Below are 12,976 nucleotides of genomic sequence, written 5' to 3' on the forward strand. Positions count from 1 at the left end.
GCATGCGGCGCATACGCAGGCGAACGACAACGTCATCCGCGCGCTCGACACCACGTTCCAGCAGTTCAAGGTCGACGCGAAGGTCGTCGGCTTCCTGCGCGGTCCGTCGGTCACGCAGTACGAGGTCGAGGTCGCCCCGGGCGTCAAGGTCGAGAAGGTGACGAACCTCGACAAGAACATCGCCTACGCCGTCGCGAGCTCCGACGTGCGCATCCTCTCGCCGATCCCGGGCAAGTCGGCGATCGGCATCGAGATCCCGAACACCGACCGCGAAATCGTCCATCTGGGCGACGTGCTGCGTTCGGACAAGGCGATGAACGACCCCAACCCGATGCTCGCCGGCGTCGGCAAGGACGTCGAGGGCCACTTCGTGACCGCCGACCTGACGAAGATGCCGCATCTACTCGTCGCCGGCGCCACCGGCTCGGGCAAGTCGAGCTTCATCAACTCGATGCTCACGTCGATCATCATGCGCGCCACGCCCGACCAGGTGCGCATGATCATGGTCGACCCCAAGCGCGTCGAGCTGTCCGCGTACGCGGGCATCCCGCATCTGCTCACGCCGATCATCACCGATCCGAAGAAGGCCGCGCAGGCGCTCGAATGGGTCGTCAAGGAGATGGACGCGCGCTACAGCGACCTCGAGTTCTTCGGGTTCCGCCACGTCAAGGACTTCAACGAGGCGGTGCGCGCCGGAAAGGTGCACGCGCCGGCCGGCTCGAAGCGCAAGGTGGCGCCGTACCCGTACCTGCTCGTCGTCGTCGACGAGATGGCCGACCTGATGATGGTCGCGAAGAACGACGTGGAAAGCTCGATCCAGCGCATCACGCAGCTCGCGCGCGCCGCCGGCGTGCACCTCGTGCTCGCCACGCAGCGCCCGTCGGTCGACGTCGTCACCGGTCTGATCAAGGCGAACATCCCCTCGAGGCTCGCCTTCGCGACGTCGTCGGCGACCGATTCGCGCGTCATCCTCGACGCGACAGGCGCCGAGACGCTCATCGGACAGGGCGACGCGCTGTTCATGCCGATGGGCATGGCCAAGCCGATCCGCGTGCAGGGCGCGTGGGTCAACGAGTCGGAGATCCGCAAGGCCGTCGACTTCGTCCGTCAGCAGCGCAAGCCGCATTACCGGCCGGACATCGAGCAGATGGCGAACGAGGCGGAGAAGTCGAAGCTCGATCCGACCGAGGACATCGGCGGCGACATGGACGAGCTGCTGCAGGCCGCCGAACTCGTCGTCAGCTCGCAGTTCGGCTCGACGTCGATGCTGCAGCGCAAGCTGCGCGTCGGCTTCGCGAAGGCGGGACGCCTGATGGACCTGCTCGAGTCGCGCGGCGTCGTCGGCCCGTCGGAGGGCTCGAAGGCGCGCGAGGTGCTCGTACAGCCGGCCGACCTGCCGCAGGTGCTCGCGTTCATCAAAGGCGAGACGACGTCGCTGACCGCGGCCTCCGAGGCGCCGCCGCAGGCGCCCCCGCAGCCATCCGGCGACTGAGTCCGCCGGACTGTCGTACGGCGTGGGGTAGTCTGAACGGCATGGAACAGCGAAGCAAACGTGCATCATGGTGGGATGGATGGAACACCCCGGCGAATCTCGTCACCTTCTCCCGCATCGTCCTCGTCGTCGTCTTCCTCGGCCTGTACATCGGCGCGGGGCAGTGGGGCTCGCGCAACATGGGCATGCGCTGGACGGCCGCGATCATCTTCGCCGTCGCGGCGTCGACCGACAAGATCGACGGCTGGATGGCGCGCAAATACAACCAGGTGACCGAACTGGGCAAGCTGCTGGACCCGATCGCGGACAAGTTGCTCACGCTCGGCACGCTCATCGTGGCCGCGAGCCTCAACGAGTTCGGCATCGCGTGGCTCGGCTGGCTCGTCACTGCGCTGTTCTTCGTGCGCGAGGTCGGCATCACGGTGATGCGCCTCTTCGTCATCGATCACGGCGGCGCCGTCATCGCCGCCTCGCAGCTCGGCAAATACAAGACCTTCACGCAGTGCCTCGGCCTGGGGCTGCTGCTCATCCCGGTGTGGTCCTTCGTACCGGCCGGCGCGCATCCGGCGTGGCTGACCGTCTACTTCGTGGTCGCCTACACGCTGATCTACTTCTCGCTGATCCTATGCCTGTATTCGGGATGGGAGTATGTCCGCGGCGTGCTCAAGGCGTCGAAGGCCTCCGGCGCGCACACCAAAGGCGCGACCGATGCGACCAAGGCCGATGCGTCCACGACCGATGCGTCCACGACCGATGCGACCGCGGCCGCGGCCGCATCGGGGCGCTCCGACGACGGTGCGGCGTCGTCCGAAGGCTGAGCTCCGGCGTCCGCCAACGGGCGGCGGTCGATGACATGCCGCCCATTGGCCTTCATGAGTGCGCGCTCCTAGGATGGGGCGCGCATACGCATATCGGGGCGCGTGCGGTGGCATGCGCATATATGAGCATTGGAGGGCGAACCATGACGCAATGCGGGACCGAGGGCGCCGATCCGCGCCTGATCGATGACATGGGGCTGCTGCGCCGCTACTGCGACAGGCAGGCGTCGGCGATCCTCGCATGGTGCGCGGCCCGCGGCGTGAGGATCGCATGCGCCGAATCGCTCACCGGCGGCCTGCTCGCCGACGCCTTCGTCAGGATACCCGGCGCCTCGCGCGTCTTCCTCGGCTCGGCGGTGACCTACGACATCCATGCGAAGGCGGCGGTGCTCGGCGTCGATGGCGGCCTGCTGCGCACGCATGGCGCCGTCGACCCGGAGGTGGCCCGCCAGATGGCGGCGGGGACGGCGCGGCTGTTCAGCCAACCGGAATATCGCTCCGGGATTATCGGTCTGGCGACGACCGGCGTCGCGGGACCCGGACCGGATGGGGGCAAGCCGGCCGGATTAGTGTACTTCGGCGTGTCGCTGCCGCAAAACGAGTATTTTTTCACAGGTCCTTCACAATACGCAGTAGAGTTGAATTTGCAAGGTTCTAGAGAGGTTATTAGACAGCGGACCGTGGGTTGTGTTCTGGGAAACCTGAGACAATTCACAGGTTCTTCACAGGAATGATTCCCGATACTGGAAGCGAAGAACACTGTCGATAAGGAAAGGAGTGTGATCGCCATGAATGATATGGACATGATGACTTTCACCGAAGGACAGACCGAGGTCAAGAAGGTTGAGGTTTCCACTCCGTCGCGCAACGGAACGGCGCGCATGCGCGAACTGACGCCGGCCCAGCGCCGCGCGGTCATGTTCGCCCAGCAGCAGGTGCTTCGCGCACGTGCGGCCAAGAAAGCCAAGGACGAGCGTCAGGCGGCGCTCGTGCGCATGTGGCAGGAGGAGGACGCCGAGACGACCAAGCCCCGCACCGTCATCCGCAAGCGCGAGACGATGGGCGAGGTTAAGGAGGTGTCGCTGCGCGAGGCCATCGGGCATGTGCTGCGCGATCTGCGCACGCATGACCACAAGACGCTGCGCGAGGTCAGCGAGAAGGCCGGGGTCTCCCTCGGATACCTCTCCGAGGTCGAGCGCGGACAGAAGGAGGCGAGCTCCGAACTGCTCGCGTCGATCTCCGAGTCGCTCGGCCTGAGCACGTCGCAGATGCTGCGCATGGTCGCCGACTACCTCGACTCCGTGGACGCCTGAGACGACGCTCCGATACGGCGCGGGCCGCGCATGACGGCCGCCTTGCGCGCCTGAGCATGGATGGGGACGCCCCTTGGGGCGTCCCCATCCCCGTTTGTGTGGGCGCATGTTCGAGGGACTTCCGTGCGGGCCGCGGGCGGTGTACAGTGGCGCGGTATGCGTGAACGAGAATTCTGGGAACTGCTCGAGGAAGTGTTCGGCAGGGGCTACGGGCGCGCGCTCGCCCATGACCAACGACTGACGAAGCTCGGCGGCAGGACCGTCGTCGAGGCGCTCGACGGAGGCGAGGAGCCTCGCGTCGTGTGGAACGTGCTGTGCGACCAGATGGACGTGCCCGATGCGCGGCGCTGGGGCAAGGACCATGTTGCGCCGCCGCTGCCGGTCGACTTCCGCTGACGACGCCGCGACACGCCGTCGATATTCGAACAAATGTTCGCATCTTCGGGTATGATGGTGCCCCGACACAGCCACCGCGGCTGTGCGGCGCTCGGCGAAATGTGGATGACGGCACCGTCCGTACACATGGCCCCGGCGTTCTGGACGGACGCCGCGCGGCGCATGTATCGTGGATGGCGCCGCGCGGCACCGGCCGTGCGCGCGCCCGTGGCATCGTAAGACAAAGGAGGGCTGCAATGGCAGCGGCGAAGGCGGAGAAGGCCAAGGAGTCCGACAAGGACATGAGCTTCGGGCGGAATGTGGACCCGAGGCGTCAGGAGGCGCTCAGGAACGCGCTCAAGCAGGTGGAGAAGAGCTTCGGCAAGGGGTCGGCGATGCGTCTGGGCGACAAGCCCGAGCAGGACGTCGAGGTCATCCCGACCGGCTCCCTCGCGCTCGACATGGCGCTCGGCATCGGCGGCCTGCCGCGCGGCCGCATCGTCGAGATCTACGGGCCCGAATCGTCCGGCAAGACGACGCTTGCGCTCCACGTCGTCGCGAACGCGCAGAAGAACGGCGGCGTCGCGGCGTTCATCGACGCCGAGCACGCGCTCGACCCGGTCTACGCGCGCAATCTGGGCGTCGACACCGATTCGCTCATCGTCTCGCAGCCGGACAACGGCGAGCAGGCGCTCGAGATCGCGGACATGCTCATCCGTTCCGGCGCGCTCGACGTCATCGTCATCGATTCGGTCGCGGCCCTCGTGCCGAAGGCGGAGATCGAGGGCGACATGGGAGACAGCCACGTCGGCCTGCAGGCGCGCCTGATGAGCCAGGCGCTGCGTAAGATGACCGGCGCGCTCGCGCAGGCGAACACGACCGCGATCTTCATCAACCAGCTGCGCGAGAAGATCGGCGTCTTCTTCGGCAGCCCGGAGACGACGACCGGCGGCAAGGCGCTCAAGTTCTACGCGTCGGTGCGCATGGACATCCGCCGCATCCAGACGCTCAAGAGCGGCGACGACGCGGTCGGCAACCGCACGAAGGTCAAGGTCGTCAAGAACAAGATGGCGCCGCCCTTCAAGTCGGCCGAGTTCGACGTGCTCTACGGCGAGGGCATCTCCCGGGAAGGCTCCGTGCTCGACATGGCGCTGCAGACCGACATCGTCAAGAAGTCCGGCTCGTGGTTCACCTACGAGGGCGAGCAGCTCGGCCAGGGGCGCGAGAACGTGCGCCGCTTCCTCAAGGACAATCCGCAGATCGTCGACGAGATCGAAAACAAGGTCAAGATCGCCTACGGCCTCGTCGACGCGCCCGAGGACACCTTCGCGCAGGGCGAGGAGGTCGAATCGACGATCGAGTCCGAGGACATCGCCGCGACCGAGGCCGGCGACGAGACGGCGAAGAAGAACGGCTGATGATCTCCGTCGAGGAGTTCCTCGCGGCGCATCCGGCGCCGGCGGCGCAGGACGGCGGCGCGCGCGGATCGGCCGACTCCGGTCGTGACGTCGGCGGTTCCGCGCCTGCCGTGGACGGTTCCGATTCCCCGTCCGGCCGCCGCGCCGGCCATGCCGCCGCGCAGGCGATCGCCGACGGCGGTATGGCCATGGACTCCGACGTCGATACGGACGTCGATGCGAGCGGGGCCATGTCCGCGGACATGGACGCGCCGGGGCCCGTGTCGCGCTTCGGGGGCGTCTTCGGCGCCTCGGGGGACGATGACGGTCGCCGCGCCCGCGGGGGGCGCGGTGGCGACGGGCGGCGCCGTTCGGCGTCCGGCTTCGCCTATACGCCGACGGACGATCCCCACGACGAGGAGCGCTGCAAGGAGGCGGCGCTGCGGATGCTCGACGCCGCCGCGCGTTCGACCGGCGCATTGCGCGCCAAGCTCGTCGAACGCGGCTACGCCGACGACGTCGTCGCGAAGGTCGTGGACCGTCTGTCCGAGTTGCGGTTGCTTGACGACGAGGAGTACGCGCGCTCGGTCGCGCGTTCCTGCGCGAACCGGATGATGGGGATGCGCGGCGCCGTCATCGAGATGACGCGCAAGGGCGTCGACCGTGCGCTTGCGATGCGCATCGCCAGCGAGGCCGACGACGACGGCGTCTTCGTCGACGCGGCGTGGGCGCTCGGCCGCGCCGTCGCCGCGCGCACCCGCGGCAAGGATGCCCAGGTCGCGCGCCGTCGCTTCTGGGGTGCGGGGGGCCGCAAGGGGCACGACCCGCAGACGCTGCGCGAGGTCGGCGATGCGCTGTTCCGCGCCCAAGGCGATGACGGGGAAGGGGAATGAGGGGGGTGAGACCTCTTATACCCCGGGTTCTGTCGTGGCGCGGCGTCCGAGGACGGCGCGCCACGGATGGCCATCCATCTCGACCTGACGTCGCCGTCAGGCTCTAGCAGCCTACCCGAAGACATTGGGCGAGCAGCCCTCAAGCGTCTTCTGCTTGGCCTTGCTCCCGATGAGGCTTGCCATGCGGCCGGCTGTTACCAGCGGCCCGGTGGTCTCTTACACCGCCGTTTCACCCTTACCCGCCCCGAGGGGCGGGCGGTCTGTTCTCTGCTGCGCTATCTCTCAGGTCACCCTGGGCGGACGTTATCCGCCATCGTGCTCTGCGGAGCCCGGAAGTTCCTCAACCATGTTCTGGTCGCGGCCATCAAGAGGTCTCAAAGGCAGTATTCTAACACCACGCGCGACATCGGCGCCAATCGTGGGCGCGGCCGTATCGAAAAAAGTTAAACCAGCAGCTTTACCGCACTTTCCCGCATGTCGTCGGCTACAATGAGTGGTATCCGGACGGCGGCACCGTCGTCTCGGTCCATATATAGCGGCATGACGCCGCTTGAGTCTAGGGAGGTCCACATGGATATCGTGATTACCGGCCGTCACATTCAGATCAAGCAGAAGTTCCGTGACGTCGTCGAAAGCAAGATGAATCGTGTGACCGCAATCGCCCCTGATGCGCAGCGTGTCCAGGTCGTGCTGTCGCATGAGGGCAATCCGCGTATGCATGACACGGCGATGCGCGTCGAGCTCACCGTCATCGCCGGCGCCACCGTCATCCGCGCCGAAGCCTCGAGCCTCGACGAGATCAGCGCGCTCGATCTGGCGCTCGACAAGCTGACGCTGCGTCTGCGCCGCGCGCGCGACCGCCGCAAGGATCACCGCAAGAACTACACGCCGGTCCCGGTCGACGCGGGCGAGTTCGTCCCGCCGTCCGAGGAGGAAGAGGACATCATGGGCGCCGCCGCCGACGCCAACAGCCCGGCGGCCGCGGTCGCGTCCGATCTCGGCCCCGGCGAGTCCATCGAGGTGCATGTCGGCGATACGCCGATCGTCATCCGCCGCAAGCTCCACGTCGCCGAGCCGATGAGCATCGACGAGGCGCTCTATGAGATGGAGCTCATCGGACATGACTTCTTCCTGTTCGTCAACAAGGACACGATGCGCCCGTCGGTCGTCTACCACCGCCATGGCTGGAGCTACGGCGTCTTCGAGATCGACACTCCGGAGAACATCAAGAAGGCCGAGGAGGCCAAGAAGGCCTGATCCCGGGCCGTCGTCGCCGCGAGCCGAAGGATCGCGGCGCAGATGAGCGGTCGGCGCCGGCGCCCGAGGAGGGGCGCCGGCGCCGACCGCTTTTCTCCATGTCCGCGTGGAGCCATGGCGTTCGGACGGCCGGTTGTGGATGTCTTGTGACGGAACATGAGAAACTTACGTAAACAGGTCGAAAAACGAGGGGGAAAATCCGTCGGTCCGGTATGGTGGATGATGTTAGCGACCATCTCACAAAGGGAGTGACATTGGTAGACATCGTAGACAAGGCCCTGCGCATGGGCGAGGGACGTCAGATCAAGCGCCTGGAGAACGTGGCCAAGGAGGTCAACGCGCTCGAGGACCAGATCTCGGCGCTGAGCGACGAGGCGCTCAAGGGCCAGACGGCCAAGTTCAAGGAGAAGCTCGCCAACGGCGCGACGCTCGACGACATCATGGCCGAGGCCTTCGCCACCGTGCGCGAGGTCTCGAAGCGCACGCTCGGACAGCGCCACTTCGACGTCCAGCTCATGGGCGGCGCGGCGCTGCACTGGGGCAACATCGCCGAGATGAAGACCGGCGAGGGCAAGACGCTCGTCGCGACGCTGCCGAGCTACCTCAACGCGCTCGAAGGCAAGGGCGTGCACGTCATCACCGTCAACGACTACCTCGCCAGCTACCAGAGCGAGCTCATGGGCCGCATCTACCGCTTCCTCGGCATGAGCGTCGGCTGCATCGTCACCGGACAGAAACCGCCGGAGCGCCGCAAGCAGTACAACGCGGACATCACCTACGGTACGAACAACGAATTCGGCTTCGACTACCTGCGCGACAACATGGCGTGGGAGAAGAACGAGCTCGTGCAGCGCGGCCACCACTACGCGATCGTCGACGAGGTCGACTCGATCCTCATCGACGAGGCGCGCACGCCGCTCATCATCTCCGGGCCGGCCGAGGGCGACGTGACGCGCTGGTACCGCCAGTTCGCCAAGCTCGTGCTCAAGCTCGTGCGCGACGAGGACTACGAGGTCGACGAGAAGAAGAAGACCGTCGGCATCCTCGACCCGGGCATCACGAAGATCGAGGACTACCTCGGCATCGACAACCTGTACGAGCCGAGCAACACGGCGCTCATCGGCTACCTCAACAACGCGATCAAGGCCAAAGAGCTGTTCCTGCGAGACCGCGACTACGTCGTCACCGGCGGCGAGGTGCTCATCGTCGACGAGCACACCGGCCGCATCCTGCCGGGGCGCCGCTACAACGAGGGGCTGCACCAGGCGATCGAGGCCAAGGAGAACGTCGAGGTCAAGGCCGAGAACCAGACCTTCGCGACGATCACGCTGCAGAACTACTTCCGCATGTACGACAAGCTCGCCGGCATGACCGGCACCGCCGAGACCGAGGCCGCCGAGTTCATGGGCACCTACAAGCTCGGCGTGCTGCCGATCCCGACGAACCGCCCGATGATCCGCCAGGATAAGGACGACCTCATCTTCCGCACGAAGAAGGAGAAGCTCCAGGCGATCGTCAAGGACGTCGCGGAACGCCACAAGAAGGGACAGCCGGTCCTGCTCGGCACCGCGTCCGTCGAGGCCTCGGAGGTCGTCTCCTCGCTGCTTGACGTCGTCGAGATCCCGCACAAGGTCCTCAACGCGAAGCAGCATGAGAAGGAGGCGGCCGTCGTCGCCGTCGCCGGCCGCAAGGGCGCCGTGACCGTCGCGACGAACATGGCCGGCCGAGGCACCGACATCATGCTCGGCGGCAACGTCGAGTTCCTCGCCGACGCCAAGCTCAAGGAGGAGGGCTACTCGCCGGAGGACACGCCGGAGGAGTACGAGAAGCTGTGGCCCGAGACGCTCAAGCAGATCAAGGAGCAGGTCAAGGACGAGCATGAGGAGGTCGTCGAGCTCGGCGGCCTGTACGTGCTCGGCACCGAGCGCCACGAGTCGCGCCGCATCGACAACCAGCTGCGCGGCCGTTCCGGCCGTCAGGGTGACCCGGGCGAATCGCGCTTCTACCTGAGCCTCGAGGACGACCTGATGCGCCTGTTCAACACGCAGCTCGTCGCGCGCGTCATGGCCAAGGGCATGCCGGAAGGCGAGCCGATCGAGTCGAAGGCCGTCTCCAAGGGCGTGCGCAACGCGCAGAAGGCCGTCGAATCGCGCAATTTCGAGATCCGCAAGAACGTCCTCAAGTACGACGACGTGATGAACAAGCAGCGCACCGTCATCTACTCCGAGCGCCAGGCGGTGCTCAAGGGCGAGGACATCCACGAGGACATCGAGCGCTTCATCACGGACACGGTCACGAGCTATGTCACCGGCGCCAAGCGCGGCTCCGACAAGCCGAAGGACTGGGACTGGGACGGCATGTTCAAGGCCGTGCGCGGGCTCTTCCCGACGGACGCGACCGAGGACGAGGCCAAGGAGGCCGCCGAGGGCCTCAAGGGCGAGAAGGCCGTCGACGCCGTCGTCGCGCTGTTCGTCAAGGACGCGCAGGAGCAGTACGCGCAGTTCGAGGACCGGCTCGGCGAGGAGGGACTGCGCACGCTCGAGCGCCGCGTCGTGCTCGCCGTGCTCGACCGCAAGTGGCGCGAGCACCTCTACGAGATGGACTACCTCAAGGACGGCATCGGCCTGCGCGGCATGGGTCAGCGCGACCCGCTCGTCGAATACCAGCGCGAGGGCTACCAGATGTACAACTCGATGATCGAGGCGATCAAGGAGGAGTCCATCCAGCTGCTGTTCCATGTGGACGTCGATTCGGTCGCGCAGACGCAGGACCATGAGGACATGGCCCAGGACGTCACCGACGACCAGGTCGTCGACGAGGCCGAGGTCGCGCTCGGCGAAGGCGTCAACGTCGATGAGCGCGACTCGGACGAGGTGCGCATCGTCGAACCGGAGGAGCCGTCGAAGTACGACGACACGGCCGACGAGACCGCCGTCGCGCTCGGCGATGCGGTCAAGGAGGAGGTCGAGGGCGTCGACGACGAGACGCACGGCATCGTCGGACCGGCGCCGATCTCGCACGCCGAGGGCAAGGTCCCGGCGAACAAGCGCCCGAAGAACGAGGAGCTCAAGACGCCGTGGGCGGACGGCCGCACGTTCCCGGGCACACCGAAGAACGCGCAGTGCCCGTGCGGTTCGGGGCGCAAGTACAAGCTGTGCCACGGCCAGAACGAGCACGAGGAGTAAACCGACCGCGGCCGACAGGCGCGTGAGGTGAACGATTAAGGGGCGAGGCGACCACCATGGTCGTCTCGCCCCTTAATCGTTACAGCGACCGCACGTCGATGCCGTGCTCGGCAAAGACGCGGCTGACGCCGGCGTAGTCGCCGCTCATGATCGTCGCCTCGTGCAGATTCGGGAATTGCGCGAGTTCCGCGTCATCGACGGCGTCGAGGTCGAAGACGTCGTCCTCGCCGTCCCACTGCGGGATGATGTTCATGTACACATCGTCGCCGCCGTCCATCGTGAACGAGGTGAGCTCGGGCGCGAGACGGACTGGGATGGGCAGCCGCTTGAACCAGTTGAGCGCGGGACGGATGACCGTCGTGCTTTCGGTGTCAATCGGCTTGCCGGCATACTGCGCGGCGAAATCGAAAAGGTCGAAGCGCGGCGTGAGCACCTCGAGTTCGTACATGAGCCGCTGAATGACGGCGAGCTTGAAATTGAGATGGGTGAAAGCCAGCACCGGTTCCTTTGCCTTATGGATCGTGTAGTTCGCCGGAGGGAAGCGACGCTCGGGGCAGAAGGAGACTGACAGCGGGTCGCGCACATCGGGGGCCGGGCCGTCGGGGCCGTGGCTGTCTTCGGGCCAGCGGATGACATGGAGCGCGCCGATCTCGTCGCGGTCGGAGATGAAAAACAGCGGATTGCCGTCGGCTTTCGCGATGCGCGCGGTGCAGGGGGAGTCCGGCAGCACGCGCTCGCGCCATTGTGGGCGCACAGTGGGACCACAGTAGACGTCTATGCCGGTGATGACATGGTCGTCGTCAATGTACACGTCGCGCTTGCGCAGCCAGTCCATCGGTGCGCGGAGGGGAGCGAATACCAAGCCGAGCCCGTCGTAGACGAGACGGCGGGCGCCGTGCTCGTCCACGACGTCGCGGTCCGATGCGCAGCCAAGCGCAGCCGTGAGTTCGGCTATCGACATCGGGAAGGTAACGGTGACGCCGTCGAAGATGACGGCGTCGTCGGACAGCAGGATGGTGTGCGGCATGGGCGCCTCCGTCGGTGTTGCGATCGGTGTTGCGATGGAGGCGATTGTAGAGGGGAGCGGACCGACGGCGAGGCGCATGACCATGATGCGGGAATCGAAACAGCTTCGTTGCATGGCCTTCCTAGACTGGTCGGTGCATTGCACGATACCGATGAGGAGAGGTCATGGCCGACATCACCTGGAAAACGATCCTGACGAAGCTCGTGAAGGGCGAGCATCTGAGCGCCGAGGAATCCGCATGGTTCGTCGACGACCTCATGCAGGGCAACGCGCAGCCGGCGGCCGTCGGCGCCGTGCTCGCGACGCAGCAGCAGCTGGGGCTGACGGCCGATGAGGTCGCCGGCGCGGCGAAGGCGATGGTGTCGCACGCCGTGCCGCTCGACGTGGACCGTGAGTGCACCGACATCGTCGGCACCGGCGGTGACGGCGCGCACACCGTCAACCTGTCGACGATGGGCGCCGTCATCGCCGCCGCCGCCGGCGTCATGATCGTCAAGCACGGCAACCGTGCGGCAAGCTCGCAATGCGGCGCCGCCGACTGCCTCGAGGCGCTCGGCCTGCCGCTCGACCTCAAGCCGCAGGCCGTGGCCGAGATCGCCGACGAGGTGGGCATCACCTTCGCGTTCGCGAAGACCTTCCATCCGGCGATGCGCTTCGTCGGTCCGGTGCGCGCCGCGCTCGGCGTGCCCTGCGTCTTCAACGTCCTGGGCCCGCTGACGAACCCGGCGACCCCGAAGCACATGGCGATCGGCTGCGCGAACCGGGCGATGAGCTCGGTCATGGCCGCCGTCTACGCGGCGAACGGCCAGAGCGGCATGGTGTACACATCGAACGAGGGACTCGACGAGATGGCGCCGACCGGACCGATCTCGGTGTGGGAGTTCAAGGACGGTGAGGTCTGCGAGACGGTCTTCGACCCGATCGAGGAGCTGGGGCTCGCGAAGGTCACGATCGACGACCTGCGCGGCGGCGAGCCGGACTACAACGCGCAGGCCGCGCGCGACCTGTTCGCAGGCAAGGACGTGCCGTTCCGCACGACGGCGCTGCTCAACGCCGCGTCGGCGATCGTCGCCGACGGCTCCCTCATCGACGCCGATGCGCCGCTCGCCGAACGCTTCCGCAGCGCCTACGCGATCGCCGAACGCACCGTCGACGACGGCAGGGCGCAGGCGCTGCTCGACGAGTGGATTGCCGTCGCGAAGAGCAAGGCCTGAGTTGA

The 12,976-nt window shown here is 66.6% G+C and carries 10 protein-coding genes, 1 other RNA gene and 1 pseudogene; 10 read left to right on the forward strand and 2 right to left on the reverse strand.

Going from position 1 to position 12,976, the window contains the following annotated elements:
• The 7 genes and pseudogenes from B1400_RS07285 to B1400_RS07315 all read left to right on the forward strand — a co-directional run.
• The coding region (locus B1400_RS07285) for a DNA translocase FtsK (RefSeq protein ID WP_133064639.1) at positions 1-1,492 on the forward strand (1,492 nt) is incomplete at its 5' end.
• Between the two features lie 41 nt (positions 1,493-1,533).
• Positions 1,534-2,154: pseudogene (gene pgsA / locus B1400_RS07290) on the forward strand (CDP-diacylglycerol--glycerol-3-phosphate 3-phosphatidyltransferase); the annotation flags it as partial.
• A 356-nt stretch (positions 2,155-2,510) separates the two neighbouring features.
• Positions 2,511-3,044 carry a CinA family protein gene (locus B1400_RS07295; RefSeq protein WP_407641082.1) on the forward strand — a complete coding sequence of 178 codons (534 nt, stop codon included), beginning with the start codon at positions 2,511-2,513 and terminating at the stop codon, positions 3,042-3,044.
• A gap of 63 nt (positions 3,045-3,107) precedes the next feature.
• A complete protein-coding gene (locus B1400_RS07300) occupies positions 3,108-3,623 on the forward strand; it encodes a helix-turn-helix domain-containing protein (protein ID WP_095613762.1) in 516 nt (171 codons plus the stop codon).
• A gap of 156 nt (positions 3,624-3,779) precedes the next feature.
• Entirely contained in the window at positions 3,780-4,019 is a 240-nt protein-coding gene (locus tag B1400_RS07305; RefSeq protein WP_095613763.1) for a DUF3046 domain-containing protein, read from the forward strand.
• Between the two features lie 281 nt (positions 4,020-4,300).
• Entirely contained in the window at positions 4,301-5,416 is a 1,116-nt protein-coding gene (recA, locus tag B1400_RS07310) for a recombinase RecA (RefSeq protein WP_162288194.1), read from the forward strand.
• Complete coding sequence (locus B1400_RS07315; protein WP_235607383.1) at positions 5,416-6,288, forward strand: regulatory protein RecX; 873 nt, start codon at positions 5,416-5,418, stop codon at positions 6,286-6,288. Before recA ends, B1400_RS07315 begins: the two co-directional genes overlap by 1 nt.
• A gap of 2 nt (positions 6,289-6,290) precedes the next feature.
• Here B1400_RS07315 and rnpB read toward each other — a convergent pair.
• Positions 6,291-6,665, reverse strand: an RNA gene (gene rnpB, locus B1400_RS07320) — RNase P RNA component class A.
• A 193-nt stretch (positions 6,666-6,858) separates the two neighbouring features.
• On the opposite strand from rnpB, the gene hpf reads away from it, so the two are divergent.
• Together hpf and secA are read left to right on the forward strand one after the other, a co-directional pair.
• Entirely contained in the window at positions 6,859-7,545 is a 687-nt protein-coding gene (gene hpf / locus B1400_RS07325) for a ribosome hibernation-promoting factor, HPF/YfiA family (RefSeq protein ID WP_026645099.1), read from the forward strand.
• A 254-nt stretch (positions 7,546-7,799) separates the two neighbouring features.
• Positions 7,800-10,730 carry a preprotein translocase subunit SecA gene (secA, locus tag B1400_RS07330; RefSeq protein ID WP_095613765.1) on the forward strand — a complete coding sequence of 977 codons (2,931 nt, stop codon included), beginning with the start codon at positions 7,800-7,802 and terminating at the stop codon, positions 10,728-10,730.
• A 79-nt stretch (positions 10,731-10,809) separates the two neighbouring features.
• Here the strand turns inward: secA and B1400_RS07335 are convergent, their stop codons facing one another.
• The gene (locus B1400_RS07335) at positions 10,810-11,757 is read right to left on the reverse strand and encodes a DUF6892 domain-containing protein (RefSeq protein ID WP_095613766.1); all 948 of its coding nucleotides are present in this window, start codon (positions 11,755-11,757) and stop codon (positions 10,810-10,812) included.
• Between the two features lie 164 nt (positions 11,758-11,921).
• On the opposite strand from B1400_RS07335, the gene trpD reads away from it, so the two are divergent.
• Complete coding sequence (trpD, locus tag B1400_RS07340) at positions 11,922-12,971, forward strand: anthranilate phosphoribosyltransferase (RefSeq protein ID WP_095613767.1); 1,050 nt, start codon at positions 11,922-11,924, stop codon at positions 12,969-12,971.
• Positions 12,972-12,976 lie beyond the last annotated feature (5 nt).

Origin of the sequence: Bifidobacterium italicum (genome assembly GCF_002286915.1) — a bacterium.
GTDB classification, from domain to species: domain Bacteria; phylum Actinomycetota; class Actinomycetes; order Actinomycetales; family Bifidobacteriaceae; genus Bifidobacterium; species Bifidobacterium italicum.